This window comes from Amycolatopsis sp. CA-128772 (assembly GCF_002904295.1).
Taxonomy (GTDB): domain Bacteria; phylum Actinomycetota; class Actinomycetes; order Mycobacteriales; family Pseudonocardiaceae; genus Amycolatopsis.
Window position 1 is genome coordinate 1 of the sequence record NZ_PPHG01000090.1, and the last position, 16,025, is coordinate 16,025.

16 protein-coding genes and 1 pseudogene are annotated in these 16,025 nt (G+C 71.7%); 10 read left to right on the forward strand and 7 right to left on the reverse strand.

Features of this window, described 5'->3' with window-relative positions; translation table 11 throughout:
- Nucleotides 1-194, forward strand: a pseudogene (locus tag C2L59_RS40265) (hypothetical protein); the annotation flags it as partial.
- A gap of 31 nt (nucleotides 195-225) precedes the next feature.
- Entirely contained in the window at nucleotides 226-411 is a 186-nt protein-coding gene (locus tag C2L59_RS40270) for a hypothetical protein (protein WP_103354849.1), read from the forward strand.
- On the opposite strand, the gene C2L59_RS40275 is transcribed toward C2L59_RS40270, so the two are convergent.
- A complete protein-coding gene (locus tag C2L59_RS40275; protein WP_103354850.1) occupies nucleotides 408-1,352 on the reverse strand; it encodes an AAA family ATPase in 945 nt (314 codons plus the stop codon). The two genes, C2L59_RS40270 and C2L59_RS40275, sit on opposite strands and share 4 nt — an antisense overlap.
- Before the next feature lie 126 nt (nucleotides 1,353-1,478).
- Between C2L59_RS40275 and C2L59_RS40280 the strand changes: the two genes are divergently transcribed.
- Both C2L59_RS40280 and C2L59_RS40285 read left to right on the forward strand, forming a co-directional pair.
- Entirely contained in the window at nucleotides 1,479-2,885 is a 1,407-nt protein-coding gene (locus C2L59_RS40280; protein ID WP_103354851.1) for an RNB domain-containing ribonuclease, read from the forward strand.
- Nucleotides 2,882-3,661: a helical backbone metal receptor gene (locus C2L59_RS40285; RefSeq protein WP_103354852.1), complete on the forward strand. Its 780-nt coding sequence runs from the start codon at nucleotides 2,882-2,884 to the stop codon at nucleotides 3,659-3,661. Before C2L59_RS40280 ends, C2L59_RS40285 begins: the two co-directional genes overlap by 4 nt.
- Here C2L59_RS40285 and C2L59_RS40290 read toward each other — a convergent pair.
- The 3 genes from C2L59_RS40290 to gabT form a co-directional block, all read right to left on the reverse strand.
- The gene (locus tag C2L59_RS40290; protein WP_103354853.1) at nucleotides 3,653-3,853 is read right to left on the reverse strand and encodes a hypothetical protein; all 201 of its coding nucleotides are present in this window, start codon (nucleotides 3,851-3,853) and stop codon (nucleotides 3,653-3,655) included. The genes C2L59_RS40285 and C2L59_RS40290 overlap by 9 nt on opposite strands.
- A 316-nt stretch (nucleotides 3,854-4,169) precedes the next feature.
- The gene (locus C2L59_RS40295) at nucleotides 4,170-5,597 is read right to left on the reverse strand and encodes an aldehyde dehydrogenase family protein (protein ID WP_103354854.1); all 1,428 of its coding nucleotides are present in this window, start codon (nucleotides 5,595-5,597) and stop codon (nucleotides 4,170-4,172) included.
- Nucleotides 5,594-6,949 (reverse strand): 4-aminobutyrate--2-oxoglutarate transaminase, encoded by a 1,356-nt coding sequence (gene gabT, locus C2L59_RS40300; protein WP_103354855.1) that lies wholly within the window; start codon nucleotides 6,947-6,949, stop codon nucleotides 5,594-5,596. The genes C2L59_RS40295 and gabT overlap by 4 nt, the downstream gene beginning before the upstream one ends.
- Nucleotides 6,950-7,051: 102 nt before the next feature.
- Here gabT and C2L59_RS40305 point away from each other — a divergent pair, with 102 nt between their 5' ends.
- Nucleotides 7,052-8,503, forward strand: a complete 1,452-nt coding sequence (locus C2L59_RS40305) for a PucR family transcriptional regulator (protein ID WP_103354856.1) — start codon at nucleotides 7,052-7,054, stop codon at nucleotides 8,501-8,503.
- On the opposite strand, the gene C2L59_RS40310 is transcribed toward C2L59_RS40305, so the two are convergent.
- Both C2L59_RS40310 and C2L59_RS40315 read right to left on the reverse strand, forming a co-directional pair.
- Nucleotides 8,500-9,201 carry a cache domain-containing protein gene (locus tag C2L59_RS40310; RefSeq protein WP_103354857.1) on the reverse strand — a complete coding sequence of 234 codons (702 nt, stop codon included), beginning with the start codon at nucleotides 9,199-9,201 and terminating at the stop codon, nucleotides 8,500-8,502. The genes C2L59_RS40305 and C2L59_RS40310 overlap by 4 nt on opposite strands.
- A gap of 120 nt (nucleotides 9,202-9,321) precedes the next feature.
- Entirely contained in the window at nucleotides 9,322-10,074 is a 753-nt protein-coding gene (locus C2L59_RS40315) for a FadR/GntR family transcriptional regulator (protein WP_103354858.1), read from the reverse strand.
- 110 nt (nucleotides 10,075-10,184) lie between these two features.
- Here C2L59_RS40315 and C2L59_RS40320 point away from each other — a divergent pair, with 110 nt between their 5' ends.
- The 5 genes from C2L59_RS40320 to C2L59_RS40340 all read left to right on the forward strand — a co-directional run bounded on the left by C2L59_RS40320 (nucleotide 10,185) and on the right by C2L59_RS40340 (nucleotide 15,610).
- A complete protein-coding gene (locus tag C2L59_RS40320) occupies nucleotides 10,185-11,606 on the forward strand; it encodes a gamma-aminobutyraldehyde dehydrogenase (protein WP_103354859.1) in 1,422 nt (473 codons plus the stop codon).
- Nucleotides 11,607-11,614: 8 nt separating this feature from the next.
- The gene (locus C2L59_RS40325) at nucleotides 11,615-12,676 is read left to right on the forward strand and encodes an ABC transporter ATP-binding protein (protein ID WP_233223960.1); all 1,062 of its coding nucleotides are present in this window, start codon (nucleotides 11,615-11,617) and stop codon (nucleotides 12,674-12,676) included.
- Nucleotides 12,677-12,694: 18 nt separating this feature from the next.
- Entirely contained in the window at nucleotides 12,695-13,897 is a 1,203-nt protein-coding gene (locus tag C2L59_RS40330; protein ID WP_103354861.1) for an ABC transporter substrate-binding protein, read from the forward strand.
- Between the two features lie 76 nt (nucleotides 13,898-13,973).
- The gene (locus C2L59_RS40335; RefSeq protein ID WP_103354862.1) at nucleotides 13,974-14,813 is read left to right on the forward strand and encodes an ABC transporter permease; all 840 of its coding nucleotides are present in this window, start codon (nucleotides 13,974-13,976) and stop codon (nucleotides 14,811-14,813) included.
- A gap of 8 nt (nucleotides 14,814-14,821) precedes the next feature.
- Complete coding sequence (locus C2L59_RS40340) at nucleotides 14,822-15,610, forward strand: ABC transporter permease (RefSeq protein WP_103354863.1); 789 nt, start codon at nucleotides 14,822-14,824, stop codon at nucleotides 15,608-15,610.
- Here C2L59_RS40340 and C2L59_RS47250 read toward each other — a convergent pair.
- Nucleotides 15,607-15,783 carry an SDR family oxidoreductase gene (locus C2L59_RS47250; protein ID WP_146060506.1) on the reverse strand — a complete coding sequence of 59 codons (177 nt, stop codon included), beginning with the start codon at nucleotides 15,781-15,783 and terminating at the stop codon, nucleotides 15,607-15,609. The genes C2L59_RS40340 and C2L59_RS47250 overlap by 4 nt on opposite strands.
- Nucleotides 15,784-16,025 lie beyond the last annotated feature (242 nt).

Sequence of the window (16,025 nt, forward strand, 5' to 3'; positions counted from 1 at the left end):
CCGCCCCCAACGCGCGGCCCGTCTTCCCCGGCCGGGACACCCCGCTCCCGCAACCCACCCGCCAAGAACCCGAAACCCCGCCTCGCGGCACCCCGCGCGGCTGGTTCGACGAACTCCCCGAACAGCCCGAAGAACCGCAGGACTTCGGGCCCACCGGTACTCCGACCGAGATCCCGTACCGCTACAAGCGCTGACAGCCGGGCCTGCGGATGCGAACCTGGACACATGGCGAAAGATCCGAACCCGGACACCGGGTGGTACTACAACACCCGCACCAACCAGGTCGAGCACCTCGAACGCAGCCGCGGGATCGATCTGCTCGGCCCCTACCCGGACGAGGCCACCGCCCGGCGCGCCCTCGACATCGCCCGCGAGCGGACGCGGCGGGCCGATGCCGAGGATGACGACTAGACCACCAGCTGCGGGCCGAGTACGAACTCCGGGTCGACCTGGGACGCCAGGTCGGCGCCGGCCCACGCCCGGGCGTTGCGCAGGTGGAACTCCACCGCCTGGTGCTGGTAGCGGGCCCAGTCGCGGTGCTCCGCGTCCACCGTTGCCTGCATCGAACGCAGCGTCGCGAGGTTGCGCGGCTCGAGCTCGGTGATCGGCCGGGCCGCGCCGCGCTCCGCCGCGCGCACATGCCCCGACGCCGACAGCCAGCCCAGAAGCGCGCTGCCCACCTGGTCCTGCAGGAACTCGACGTCCTCCGCGTCCGTCACCTTGTTGCCCACCACCACGAGCCGCACGCCGTAGTCGCGGGCGTAGTCCGCGTACTGGCGGTACACCCCCACGCTGCGGACCGTCGGCTCGCACACCAGGAACGTCACGTCGAACCGCGTGAACAGCCCCGACGCGAACGCGTCCGCGCCCGCCGTCATGTCCATCACGACGTACTCGCCGTCGATGTCGACCATGTGGTTCAGCAACAGCTCCGCCGCTCCCACCTTCGAGTGGTAGCACTTGACGCCGAGGTCGTCCTCGTCGAACTGGCCGGTGACACCGAGCCGCACGCCGCCCAGCTGCCGGAAGCACGCCGAGAACACCGGGTTGTCCTCGAACGGCCGGACCAACCTCGAGCCGCGGCCCGGCGGGGTCGTCTTGATCATCGCCGCCGCGTCGGGGATCCGCGGGTTGTCGCCGCGCAGGTAGTCCTTGATCAGGGCCATGTTGTCGCCGAGCGTCGGCCAGGCGAGCGCTTCCTCCTCGGTCGCGCCGAGCGCCACCGCGAGGTGCTGGTTGATGTCGGCGTCGATGGCCAGCACCGGGAGCCCGGCGTCGGCGAGGTGCGCGACGAACAGCGACGACAACGTGGTCTTGCCGCTGCCGCCCTTGCCGACGAACGCGATCTTCACGGGAGACCCTTTCTGCGAATGAATACGGTTTTCGTTATTACCGGGCAACGTACACCCGACCGGCCCGCGCCCGATCGGGCGATCTCCGGGTCCGGAGCGGGTTAGGGTTGGGGGGTGCCTCCCCTCGTGATCAGGACACACTCGGCGGGCGGGGACTTCGGCCCCCTGCGTGCCGAGTTTTCGCTGCCGGAGTCGTTCGGGCCCGAGGTGCTCGCCGAAGCGGAAGCGGCGGTGCTCGATCCGCTCGCCAGCGCCGGCCCGCGGGAGGACGCGACGGACCTGCCGCTGGTCACCATCGACCCGCCCGGCGCCAAGGACCTCGACCAGGCGATGGTCGTCGAGAAGACCGCGCACGGCTTCCGCGTGCACTACGCGATCGCCGACCTCGCCGCCTTCGTCCCGCCCGGCGGCGCGCTCGACCGCGAGTCGCGCCGGCGCGGGCAGACGCTCTACCTGCCGGACGGGAACGTTCCGCTGCACCCGCCGGTGCTCTCCGAGGGCGCGGCCAGCCTGCTGCCCGGCGAGGTCCGGCCCGCGGTGCTCTGGACCATCGAGACCGACGACGCGGGCGAGCCGACGGCCACCCGCGTGCGCCGCGCGCTGGTCCGGTCCACCGAGCAGTTCGACTACGAGACCGTGCAGGCCGCGCTGGACGCCGGGAACCCGCACCCGTCGGTAGCCGCCCTGCCGGAGCTGGGCCGGCGGCGGCGCGAGCTGGCCGTCCGGCGCGGCGCCGTCGAACTGCAGCTGCCGGAGCAGGAGATCACCGGCGACCCGGACGGCGGCTGGGTGCTCGCCCGCCGCCCGCGCACGGCCGTCGACGCGTGGAACGCCGAGATTTCGCTGCTCACCGGGATGGCCGCGGCGCGGATCATGATCGACGCGCGGATCGGCGTCCTGCGCACGCTGCCCGACCCGGAACCCGAGGCCGTCGACTGGCTGCGCCGCTCGGCCGAAGCGCTGGGCATCGCCTGGGCGCCCGGGACGACCGTCTCGGAGTTCCTGGCCAAGCTGGATCCGGGGCAGCCGGCGTCGATGGCGCTCTACGCCGACACGACCCGGCTGCTGCGCGGCGCGGGCTACACGGCGTTCGACGGCGAACTGCCCGCGCTGACGACCCACGCGGGCATCGGCGGCGCGTACGCGCACGTCACCGCCCCGATCCGGCGGCTGGTCGACCGGTTCGCCACCGAGATCTGCCTCGCCGTTTCGGCCGGCCGCGAGGTCCCGGAGTGGGTGCGGGCGGCGCTGGCCGACGTCCCGGAGCGGATGAGCGCGTCGGACACGCTCGCCGCGAAGGTCGAGCGGGCGTGCATCGACCAGGTCGAAGCGTGGGTGCTGGCCGAGCACGTCGGCGGCGAGTTCAGCGCGGTGGTGCTGCGCGCGGACGAGAACAAGGCCGAGATCCTGGTCGAGGACCCGACGGTGATGGCGAAGTGCGCGGGCGAGCGGCTGACCGCGGGGGAGCGGATCGCGGTCCGGCTGACCGCGGTCGACGTCGACAAGCGGAAGGTGTCGTTCGAGCGCGCATGACCCACCTCGTCGACGATCTCGGAGAGCCGGTGCCGGTACGCGGCCCGGCGTCCCGCGTGGTTTCGCTGGTGCCGTCGCTGACCGAGGCGGTCGAGGTCAGCGCGCCGGGCCGCCTCGCCGGCGCGACGGACTACTGCACGCATCCGTCTGCTTTGGCCGTGCCGCGGGTGGGCGGCTCGAAGTACCCGAAGCTGGACCGGGTGCTCGACCTGGCGCCGGACCTGGTGCTGGCCAACGCGGAGGAGAACCGCCCGGAGGACGTGGAACGCCTGCGCGCCAACGGGATCCCGGTGTGGGTGATGGCCGCGGCGGCCACCGTCCCGGCCGCCCTCGGCTCGTTGCGGCGGATCCTCACGCAGGCGTACGAGCTGGACGAGCCGGACTGGCTGGTCACGGCCGAGGAACTCTGGCGCGAAGTCCGGCCGGTCCGGTTCCGCGCGGTGGTCCCGGTGTGGCGCAAGCCGTGGATCGTCCTGGGCCGCGACACGTTCGCGGGCGACGTCCTGCGCCGCATCGGCGTGGCGAACGTGTACGCGGCTTCGGAGGAGCGCTACCCGCGCCCGGACGTGGAAGAGCTGCGGGCCCACCTGCGCGCGGACGCGGACCTGCTGGTCCTGCCGGACGAGCCGTACCTGTTCACCGAGGAGGACGGCCCGGACCACTTCCCGGACGCGCGGTACGTCCTGGTCTCGGGCCGGTACCTCACCTGGTACGGACCATCGCTCGTCGAGGCGCACGCGGCTTTGACGGACGGGCTGGACCAGCCTTCACCATGATCGTGCTGGGCCGCTCAACCACGCTTCCAGGTGCGCGAAGTGCTCCGCGGTCAAGCCGGTGTGGGCGTCGACCGGGATGAGCTCCGTCGGGAGGTCCGCCCGGCGCTCGACGAACTCCCGCCGGGCCTCGGGGAACAGCTCGAAGTCGTCGTCGAACCAGGCCAACGGGCGGCCGGCCGCGAAGCGGGCCACCGGGCCGAACTTCCACGACGCCGCCGGTGGGGGAACGCGATCACCGGCAGGGGCGGCAGCCCGATCGCCGGGCCGATCTGGCGGTTCGCCCGGTGCTCCCAGCTGGTCGCCCAAGCCAGGTCCGCGTTCGCGGAGCCGGCCAGGTCGAGCAGCGTGGGGCCGTGGGCCGGGTTCAGCCAGATCCGCAGCCGCCTGCGGCTCCAACGGGAGAGCCGCAGGACCTGCTCGACGTAGCCCGGCGGCTTCGCGTGGCGCGGCGCCGCCCACGGGCTCAGCGGGCCGTCCACGTCGAGCAGGATCAGCGGTCTCACACTGACTACAGCGTCAGGCCCGTCAGGACCGTTACCCGCTCCTCCGTGAAGTCCGCCATCGCCGCCGCGGGCCCCTCGCGCCCCACGCCCGAGTCCTTCACGCCGCCGTACGGCATCTGGTCGGCGCGGAAGCTCGGCACATCGCCGACGATCACGCCGCCCACCTTCAACGCCGCCGACACCGAGAACGCCGTCGGCACGTCACGCGTGAACACCCCCGCCTGCAAACCGAACCGGGACGCGTTGATCCGCGAAACACCCTCCGAAACCGAAGAAACCCGGACCAGCGAAACCACCGGCCCGAACACCTCCTCCGCCATCACCGACGCGTCCTCGGGCACGTCCGCCAGCACCGTCGGCTCCACCGTGGCCCCCGACTGGCCGCCGCCGGTCAGCAGCGTGGCGCCGGAAGACACCGCGGCGGAAACCCAAGACGACACCCGGGTAGCCGCGTCGACGTTGATCAGCGGGCCCACGTCGACGCCCTCCGCGCGCGGGTCGCCCACGCCCAGCGCACGCACCTCGGACACGACCTTTTCCGCCAGCGCGTCGAACACCGAGTCGTGCGCGTACACCCGCTGCACCGAGATGCACGACTGCCCCGCCTGGTACATCGCGAACGTCGCGATCCGCTGCGCCGCGAAGTCCAGGTCCGTCCAATCCGGACAGACCAGGACCGCCGCGTTGCCGCCCAGCTCCAGAGCGACGTGCTTGCGCGGCACGCGGTCGCGGATGGCCCAGCCCACCGGGACCGAGCCGGTGAACGACACCACCGGCAGGCGCGGGTCCTCCACCAGGCGGGACGACGTCTCGTTGTCCACCGGCAGGATCGACCACGAACCCGCCGGAAGGTCCGCCGCCGCCAGGATTTCGCCCAGCAACAACGCCGTCAGCGGGGTCGCCGGCGCCGGCTTGAGCACGATCGGGGTGCCGACTGCGAGCGCCGGGGCCACCTTGTGCGCCACCAGGTTCAGCGGGAAGTTGAACGGGGTGATGCCCAGCACCGGCCCGCGCGGCACGCGCCGGACCAGCGCCAGCCGGCCGGTGCCGCCCGCGTCCGTGTCGAGGCGCTGCAGCTCGCCCGAGAAGCGGCGGGCCTCCTCCGCGGCCCAGCGGAACGTCGACACCGCGCGCCCCACCTCGCCGCGCGCCCACTTCAGCGGCTTGCCCGACTCGGCCGTGAGCAGCGCGGCGATCTCTTCGGACCGCTCACCCAGGGATCGGGACACGTGGTCCAACGCGCCGGCGCGGACGTGCGCGGGCAGCGTGGCGAACTCGTCGGCGACGTCGTGCGCCGCCTGGACCGCGGCTTCGACGTCCGCGGCGGACGGCACGAAGTGCGACCCCGCGGACGAGCCGTCGTAGGAGTGCCGGACTTCGGCGATCGCACCGCCGGTCACCGGCTTGCCGGCCACCCAGAACGGGAAAGTCATGCGCGGGCCTCCGTGCGGACAGCGTGCTCGAGGACGGCCAAGCCCTCGTCGAGCAGGTCGTTGGACAAGGACAGCGGTGGCAGCAGCCGGACGACGTTGCCGTAGGTGCCGCAGGTCAGCACGACCACGCCGGCCCGGTGGCAGGCCGCCGCGACGCGCTTGGTCAGGCCGGCGTCCGGTTCGGTGGTGCCGGGGCGGACGAACTCCGCGGCCAGCATCGCGCCGCGCCCGCGGACGTCTCCGATCACCCCGGTATCCGAAGCCAGCGCCCGCAGGCGCGGCAGGACCACACCTTCGATGCGCTTGGCCGACGCGGCGAGGTCCTCGTTCTTCATCGTCTCGATCGAGCCCAGCGCCGCGGCGCAGGCGATCGGGTTGCCGCCGTACGTGCCGCCGAGGCCGCCCGGCGGGACCGCGTCCAGCAACTCGGCGCGGCCGGTGACGGCGGACAGCGGCAGGCCGCCGGCGATGCCCTTGGCCGTCGCGATCAGGTCCGGCACCACGTCCTCGTCGGACGACGCGAACCAGGAACCGGTGCGGCAGAAGCCCGTCTGGACCTCGTCGGCGACGAACACGACGCCGTTTTCGCGGCACCACGCCGAAATCGCCGGCAGGAAGCCGCGCGCGGGCTCGATGAACCCGCCCTCACCCTGGATCGGCTCCAGCACGACCGCGGCCACCTGGTCGCCGCCGATCTGCTTCTCGATCCGGTCGATGGCCAGCGCGGCCGCTTCGGGGCCGGACAAGCCGTCGCGGAACGGGTACGAGCCCGGCACGCGGTAGACCTCGGGCGCGAACGGGCCGAAGCCGTGCTTGTAGGGCACGGACTTCGCGGTCATGCCCATGGTGAGGTTGGTGCGGCCGTGGTAGGCGTGGTCGAACACGACGACGGCCTGGCGCCCGGTCGCCACCCGCGCGATCTTCACGGCGTTCTCGACGGCTTCGGCGCCGGAGTTGAACAGCACCGACTTCTTCGCGTGCTCGCCCGGCGTCAGCTCGGCCAGCGCCTCGCAGACCTCGACGTACCCCTCGTACGGCGTGACCATGAAACAGGTGTGGGTGAACCAGCACGCCTGCTTGCGGACGCGGTCGACGACCGCCGGCGCGGAGTGCCCGACGTTCGTCACCGCGATGCCGGAGCCGAAGTCGATCAGCACGTTGCCGTCGGCGTCGGTGAGCAGCCCGCCGCTGGCGGAGGTGACGTAGACGGGCAGCACCGAGCTGACCCCGGCGGCGACGGCGGCGACGCGCCGCTCCTGCAGCTCGCGCGAGAGCGGGCCGGGGATTTCGGTGCGCAGCCTGCGCTGCCGGGGTGCCGGGGCCTGCGGCCCGGCGGTGGTGGTTGCGGTCACGGCGTGCTCCTGGGGAAGTCGGGGGACGTCCTCAGGATGAGTGGTTACCGGACGGTCGTCAGCTGGCCGTTCTGTCCAGATCGAGGCGTAGGATTGGCCATTATGGCACTCACGCTGGCCGGTCTCGCCGCCGAGCGCCCGCTCGGGCTGCGGGTGCTGACCGGTGACGACCTCCTGGACCGCCCGGTCGGCTGGGTCCACCCGACCGAGCTGACCGACCCGCAGGCGTTCCTCGAAGGCGGCGAGCTGCTGCTCACCACCGGCCTGGCCCTGGACGAGGAGACGTCGCCGGCCTACGTGCGCCGGCTGGTCGACGCCGGCGTGGCGGGCCTCGGCTTCGGCGTCGGGCTGAGCCACGAGGCCGTGCCGCGTTCCCTGGTGACGACGGCTTCCGAGGTCGGGCTGCCGGTGCTGGAGGTGCCACGAGAGACGCCGTTCATCGCGATCACCCGGGCGGTCTCCCGGGCGGTGGCGGCCGACGAGTACGCGACGACGGTCCGCATCGGCCGCGCCCAGCAGGAGCTCACCCGCACGGCGGCCGGCAAGGGCGGCCCGGCGGGGGTGCTGCGCAAGCTGGCGAAGCTGGTCGACGGCTGGGTCCTGCTCTTCGATCGCACGACCGTCACCGAGAGCGCCCCGCCGAGCGCGCGGGCGTACGGCGCTTCACTGCGCGAGAAGCTGGAGCGGCTTCGCACCGGCACCCGGGCCTTCTCCCTCGACGGCCAGGAGGTCGTCCTCCAGACGCTCGACACCAGCGCCCGGCGGGTGCTCGCCGTCGGGACCGCGGAACCCCTGGACACCGCGGGGCGGCACATCGTGAACACCGCGGTCTCGGTGCTTTCCCTGGCGCTGGAACAGGATCGTGCCCAGGCGGCGGCGCGGGAGGCGCTGCGGACCGGGCTGGTGGACCTGCTCGTGGGCGGCCAAGCCGAACTGGCGCTGCGGGTGCTGGCCGCGACGGGCGCCGAGCCGCCGGAGCCGCCGTGGTCGGTGCTGGTGTTCCTCGGGCCGCCGGCGGCCCGGCGCAAGCTGCTCGGGGCCGTCGAGGGAGAGCTGTTCGCGGCGCGCGCCGGGGCGTCGGTGGTGGCCTTCGGCCCGGCGAGCGTGGCCGAGCCGGTGGCCGAGGCGGCGCTGCGGATCGGCGGCCTGCACGGCGGCGTGGCGGGGCCGGTCGCCCCGCGCGACTTCGCGGCCGGGCTGCAGCAAGCGGAACTGGCCGCCCGGGCGGCGGAGGCCGAGGACAAGATCCTGGTCTCCGCGGCCGAGCACACCGGCCGCGGCCTGCTGGCCCTGATCGACCCGGCGGTGGCCCGCATCCACGGCGACCACTTGCTGGGCCCGCTGCGCCGCCACGACGAAACGGGCCGTGGCGACCTGGTCGAGTCCCTGCGCTGCTGGCTGGAGCACCACGGCCACTGGGACACCGCCGCGGCCCGGCTGGGCGTCCACCGGCACACGTTGCGGAACCGGATCACCAAGGCGCAGGACCTGCTGGGCCGCGACCTGGACGCACCGGGCGTCCGCGCCGAACTCTGGGTGGCCCTGCAGACCTAGCTGACCAGCACGATCGGCGAATCCCCGCACCGCCGCAGGCCCGGCCCGGGTTCCGCGCCCGCCGACCACCACGCCGGGACGTCGGCCTCCCGCACCAGCGACCCGGTCGGCTGCCGGACGCTGTTGGACACGATCACCCGCCCCTGCGCGTTCAGCAGCGCCGCCCCGCGGCCCAGGGCCCGCAACCGCGGCCGGACCGCGCGCTCGAACTCGCGCACGTAGATGTCCGCACCCACCACGCCCGCGAACGCGCCGGAGCGGAACACCGGGATGGTGAACGTCAGCGTGTATTCGTCGGTGCACAGGTAATCGACGTACGGGCCGTTGATGTGCCGCCGCCCGGTGTCGCGGGGGACGGTGAACCACGACTGGCGCGTGTAGTCGAGGAAGTTCTCGCTCGCCGGGTCGAGGCTGATGAACAGCTGGGCCGGCGGCGCACCGGCCGTCCACCACTCGAAGCCGAACTCCGAATCGGTGAGCACGTGCGGCGCGCTGACGAAGCCCGCGCCGATGATCAGGCCGCCCAGCGCCTCGGTGACCTGCGGGCGGATCCGGTGCAGGGCCGCCGCGGCCGGGGCGTCCGCCAGCACCGACTCGGCCGCCGCCAGCAGCGGCTTCAGGCGTCCGAAGACCCCTTCCACCAACGCCGAGACCTGCTCGACGACCTCGTCGCCGGCCAGCGTGCGGGTGTCGTTCACGGTGCTCACCTCGATGCGCGGAGTGGGGCGAAGTCATTGAGCCGGCCAAAAGCAGGCCGAACCCCTCGGGCGGCACGTCACCGTTGCCGCAAAAGTCGTTCGGCCGTGGCTGTGGCCGGATCAGTGACCATCGGCAGAGTACGGGTTGAGCAAGCCGAGATGCACGTCCGCGAGCCGGTCGAGCGCGGCCAGCAGGTGCTCTTCGGTCAGCTTGCGGGCCAGTTCGCCGTCGGCGGCGTCGATCGCCGTGGTGATCGCCGTGTGTTCTTCGCACGAAGGCACCGCCGGCCCGAGCGGCAGCCACAGCAGGCCCCCGAGCTCGCTCTGCAGGTGGACCTCTTCGTGCGTCAGGCGCGGTGACTGCGCGGCCGCCGCGACCTCCAGGTGGAACTGCCGCTCGGCCCGGGTGAAGTCGATGCCGTGCGCCGTGCGGAGGTCGTCGGCCGCCAGCCGCAGGCGGGCGATGTCTTCGGGGGAACTGCGCTCGGCGGCGAGCTTCGCGGCCGCGCCGGCGATCGCCAGGTAGTGGTCGCCGACGTCCCGGAGGTCCGACAGCGAGACCTCGGCCAGCCGCGCGCGCCACGCGTCCGCCGGCGGGTTGGCCGGTGCGCGGACGAAGCTGCCGCCGCTGCGCCCCCGCCGCGTCTCGACGAGCCCCTGCTGCCGCAGCGCCACGAGCGCTTCCCGGACCGTCACGGTCGAGACACCGAACTGCGCGGCCAGGTCGGCTTCGCTGGGCAGCTGCTCCTCGTCGGCCAGCAGGCCCATCGTGATGGCGTCGATCAGCCGCGCCGCCACCGCCTCCGCCCGGCCGACCTGGCCGAGCGGCGCGAACATGGCGGATCGCGCGCTGTGCGACATGCCCTTGCGCATTGTGACCCTTCGCCGCCGGACTACCCGTTCGCACCAATCTTGCCTGATCCGCTTGTCCTATTACATATGGACTTATATGTTTTAGCTCCCGTCAGCACCGAGGAGTGAGCGTGCAGGAGCTGAAGCACTACGTCGGCGGCGCGTATGTCGAGTCCGAGTCGGGCCGGACGGCGGAGATCACCGACCCCGTCACCGGACGTCCTTACTGCACCGCCCCGATCGCCGGGCCCGAAGACGTCGACCACGCACTGCGGGTCGCCGCGACCGCGTTCGAGACCTGGCGCGAGACGACCCCCGCCCAGCGCCAGCTCGCGCTGCTCAAGCTCGCCGACGCCCTCGAAGCCCGCGCCGAGGAGGTCGTCCGCGCCGAGTCCGCGAACACCGGCAAGCCGATCGCGCTGACCATGGCCGAAGAAATCCCGATGATTCTCGACCAGGTCCGTTTCTTCGCCGGCGCCGCACGCGTGCTCGAAGGCCGCGCCGCGGGCGAGTACCTGGAGGGCCACACGTCGTTCGTCCGCCGGGAGCCGGTCGGCGTCTGCGCGCAGGTCACGCCGTGGAACTACCCCCTGCTGATGGCCATCTGGAAGATCGCGCCCGCGCTCGCGGCCGGCAACACGGTGGTGCTCAAGCCCTCCGACACCACCCCGGCGTCGACGCTGCTGCTGGCCGAAATCGCCGGCGAGTTCTTCCCGCCCGGCGTCTTCAACGTCATCTGCGGCGACCGCGACACCGGCCGCGCGCTGGTCGAGCACGACATCCCGGCCATGGTGTCGATCACCGGCTCGGTCCGGGCCGGCATCGAGGTCGCCCGGTCCGCCGCGAACGACGTCAAACGCGTCCACCTCGAACTCGGGGGCAAGGCGCCGGTCATCGTCTTCGCCGACGCCGACCTGGAAGCCGCCGCCGAAGCGATCGCCGTCGCGGGGTACTTCAACGCGGGCCAGGACTGCACCGCCGCCACGCGCGTGCTCGTCGCCGACGACGTGCACGACACCTTCGTCGCCGCGCTCACCCGGCAGGCGGAGCAAACCAAGACCGGCAAGCCGGACGACGAAGACGCCGCCTACGGCCCGCTCAACAACGCCGCGCAGCTCGAAAAGGTGGCCGGGTTCATCGACCGGCTGCCCGAGCATGCCACCGTCCATTGTGGAGGACACCGCGTCGGCGAAGAGGGCTACTTCTACGAAGCCACCGTCGTCTCCGGCCTGAAGCAGGACGACGAGGCGATCCAGCACGAGATCTTCGGCCCGGTCATCACCGTCCAGCGGTTCTCCGACGAGGCCGAAGCCCTGAAATTCGCGAACGGTGTCCAGTACGCCCTCGCGTCCTCGGTCTGGACCCGCGACCACCAACGCGCGATGCGCGCGGCCGCGAAGCTCGACTTCGGCTGCGTCTGGATCAACACGCACATCCCCCTGGTCGCCGAGATGCCGCACGGCGGGTTCAAGAAGTCCGGCTACGGCAAGGACCTCTCCCTCTACGGCCTCGAGGACTACACCCGCGTCAAGCACGTGATGAGCGCACTGTGAGGCTGACCGTGCCCAACCAAGCACCGACCGAGCCGCGGGAAGAGCCCGCGGCGCCGGAAAGCACGCGCCCGGCGATCCGGCTTTCCGGGCTGCGCAAGCACTTCGGCGACGTCCACGCGGTCGACGGCGTCGACCTCGACATCCCGCCGGGCGAGTTCTTCTCCATGCTCGGCCCGTCCGGCTCCGGCAAGACGACGGTGCTGCGCATGATCGCCGGGTTCGAGCTGCCCACCGAGGGCACGATCGAGCTCGACGGCCACGACGTCAGCCGGCTGGCGCCGTTCGAGCGGGACGTCAACACGGTGTTCCAGGACTACGCGCTGTTCCCGCACATGACCGTGCAGCAGAACGTCGAGTACGGCCTGCGCGTCAAGCGCGTCCCGAAGCACGAACGCCGGGAGCGCGCGGTCGAGGCGTTGAAGACCGTGCGGCTGGAGGACTACGGCTCGCGCAAGCCCACGCAGCTCTCCGGCGGCCAGCGCCAGCGCGTCGCCCTGGCCCGCGCGCTGGTCAACCGGCCCAAGGTGCTGCTGCTCGACGAGCCGCTCGGCGCGCTCGACCTCAAGCTGCGCCAGGCGATGCAGCTGGAACTCAAGCAGATCCAGCGGGACGTCGGCATCACGTTCGTCTTCGTCACCCACGACCAGGACGAGGCGCTCACCATGAGCGACCGGATCGCGGTGTTCAACAACGGCCGGATCGAGCAGGTCGGGCCGCCGGAGGAGGTCTACGAGCGGCCCGCCAGCGCGTTCGTCGCCGGGTTCGTCGGGACGTCGAACCTGCTGGGCGGCCGCGGGGCCGAGAGCGTCATCGGCCGGCCGGGGCTGTTCAGCATCCGGCCGGAGAAGATCCGCATCGACGGCGACCTGGCCGGACCCGCCGCCGCGGGCGACACCAGCGCCACCGGCACGGTCACCGACGTCGTGTACGCCGGGGCCACCGTGCGGTACTCCGTCGCGCTCGACGCCGGCGGCCGGCTTTCGGTTGTCCGGCAGAACACCGACGGCGTTCTCGAGGCCGGCCGCGTCCGGCTGAGCTGGCGCGACGAACACAGCTTCCAGGTCCAGTAGTTCCCTCGAAAGGTTGCCATGAAGAACAGGAAGACGCGGCTGGCCGGGCTTCTCGGCGTCAGCCTGCTGTTGGCTGCATGTGGCACGTCCGGCTCGAATTCCGCCGCACCGCCCGGCGCGCAGGGCTTCACGCCGCCGAAGCTGGAGGCGCTCAAGGCGCTCGGGCAGCCGGAAGGCCAGCTGAACGTGCTGGCCTGGCCGGGGTACGCGGAGAACGGCTCGAACGACCCGAAGGTCAACTGGGTGACGCCGTTCGAGCAGCAGACCGGCTGCAAGGTCAACGTCAAGCCGTTCGGCACGTCCGACGAGGCCGTGACGCTGATGAAAACCGGGCAGTACGACGTCGTGTCCGCCTCCGGTGACGCGTCGCTGCGGCTGGTCGCTTCCGGCGACGCCGAGCCGGTGAACACCGCGCTCGTCCCGAACTACGCCGACGTCCAGCCGTTCCTCAAGGACAAGTCGTGGAACAGCGTCGGCGGCGTCTCCTACGGCATCCCGCACGGCTGGGGCGCGAACCTGCTGACCTGGCGCACCGACAAGGTGACGCCGGCGCCGGCGTCGTGGTCGGTGATGTTCGACGCGAACTCGCCCTACAAGGGCAAGGTGATCGCCTACGACTCGCCGATCTACCTCGCCGACGCCGCCCTGTACCTGATGGCGCACCAGCCGGACCTCGGCATCAAGAACCCGTATTCGCTCGACGACAAGCAGTTCACCGCCGCGGTGAACCTGCTCAAGCAGCAGCGCCCGCTGGTGTCCGAGTACTGGTCGGACTACCTCAAGGAGTCGCAGGCGCTGAAGAACGGCGACGCCGTCGTCGGCACCGCCTGGCAGGTCACGGTCAACCTGACCAAGGGCGAAGGCGCGCCGCTGGAGGCGTCCGTGCCGAGCGAAGGCGCCACCGGGTGGTCGGACACCTGGATGGTCGCGGCGAAGTCGGCGCACAAGACGTGCGCGTACAAGTGGCTCGACTACATCATCAGCCCGAAGGTCAACGCCCAGGTCGCCGAGTACTTCGGCGAAGCGCCGGCGAACACGAAGGCGTGCGCGGAGATGTCGGACAAGACTCTCTGCGACACCTACCACGCCAGCGACGCGGCGTACGCCTCGAAGATCGCGTACTGGACCACGCCGATCCCGCAGTGCCTCGACGGCCGCACGGACGTCAAGTGCAAGGACTACGGCGAGTGGACGAAGGCCTGGACCGAGATCAAGGGCTGACCCCTCCGACCCCGGGAGCGGCGGGCTGTGTCCCCCCACTCCGCCCGCCGCTCCCGGCCTTTCCCTGCGAGGTGTGATGACCGCCGTATCCGCCTTCTTCTACCGGAAACCCAAGCTGCGCCTCGGTTTCCTGCTGTCCGCCCCGCTGCTCTGGCTCGGCCTGGCCTACCTGGGCGCGCTCGCCGCGCTGTTCGTCACGGCGTTCTGGCACACCGACGCCTTCACCGGCCAGGTCGTCATCGACTGGTCGCTGGACAACTTCAAGACGCTGTTCACCGACGCGGTGTACCGCACGATCACCTTCCGCACGGTCGGGATCGCGGCGCTGGTCACGGTGATCGACGCGGTCATCGCCTTCCCGATGGCCTACGCGATGGCCAAGCTCGCTTCGCCGCGGGCGCAGCGGATTCTGGTCATCGCGGTGATGACGCCGTTGTGGGCCAGCTACCTGGTGAAGGCGTACGCGTGGCGGTCGATGCTGTCCGGCAACGGCGCCCTGAGCTGGCTTTCGCCCGGTTACGGCGTCACGGCGACGATCATCACGCTGTCCTACCTCTGGCTGCCGTACATGATCCTGCCGATCTACGCCGGCCTCGACCGGCTGCCCGATTCCCTTGTGGACGCTTCGGGCGACCTCGGGGCGCGCTCGCTGAGGACGTTCCGCTCGGTGATCCTCCCCCTGACGTTCCCGGCGATCGTCGCGGGTTCGATCTTCACGTTCTCGCTGTCCCTGGGCGACTACATCGCGGTGAAGATCGTCGGCGGTACCTCGCAGATGCTCGGCAACGTCGTCTACGACAACATCGGCACGGCCGACAACCTGCCGTTCGCGGCGACGGTGGCCACCGTGCCGGTCGTGATCATGCTGGTTTACCTGGCCGCCGTGCGCCGCACCGGCGCGCTGGACAACCTCTAGGAGCTCTCGTGCGCAAGCTGCTGTGGACGGCGCTGGGGCTCGGGCTGGCCGTGATCTACTTCCCGCTGGTCGTGGTGCTGCTCAACTCGTTCAACGCGGACACCACGTTCGGTTTCCCGCCGACCCGGTTCACCGTGGAGTGGTGGAGCCGCGCGGCGTCCAACGAAGGCGCGTTGCACGCGCTGTGGACGAGCGTGGAGGCGGGCCTGGCGGCGACGGCGATCGCGCTGGTGCTCGGCACGATGGCGGCGTTCGCGTTGCAGCGCTACCGGTTCTTCGGCCGCAACCCGGTGTCGCTGCTGATCATCCTGCCGATCGCGCTGCCGGGGATCGTCACGGGCATCGCGCTGAACAACGCGTTCCGGACGATCCTCGGCATCGACCTCGGCCTGCTGACGGCGATCATCGCGCACGCGACTTTCTGCATCGTGGTGGTGTTCAACAACGTCGTCGCGCGGCTGCGGCGGATGGGCGGCAACCTGGAGGAGGCGTCGATGGACCTCGGCGCGACCGGGCTCACGACGTTCCGCCTGGTGACGTTCCCGATGCTCCGCTCGGCCCTGCTGGCCGGCGGGCTGCTGGCGTTCGCGCTGTCGTTCGACGAGATCATCGTGACGACCTTCACCCTGGGCACCGGCATGGAGACGCTGCCGATCTGGATCTACAACAACCTGTTCCGGCCGAACCAGGCGCCGATCGTGAACGTGGTGGCGGCGGTCCTGATCGTCGCCTCGACGGTGCCGGTGTACCTGGCCCAGCGGCTGTCCGGCGACACCGCGTCCGGCGGCCGGCTCTAGTGCACCGAGCGGATCGTGCCGCCGTCCACGCGGATCGTCGCACCGCTCACGTAGGCCGCCGCCGGGCTGACCAGGTACCCGACCGCCGCCGCGACCTCCTCGGGCGGCCCAGGCGCCCGATGTCGTTGGGGACCAGGTCGCGGGCGGGGTCGCGGCGGCGTTGCGGGTCTCATGTATACGAGGGTGGACTTGAGCTGATTCGGTTCGAAGGAAGGACTCTTCGCCGAGGTCGTCGACGCGGCGATGGCGGAGCGGACGTGCTCACCGGCGACCCGGCGACGCTCGCCGCCGACCTCGCGGCCTCGCCCTGTCCGTGATCGCCGGGTTCTGGCTGATGCGCACGCTCATCGGCAGCACGGCGCTCGCGGAGGCGGGTGAAGGGGTGTTGCGGCGCAAGCTCGAGAAGGTGTTCGCC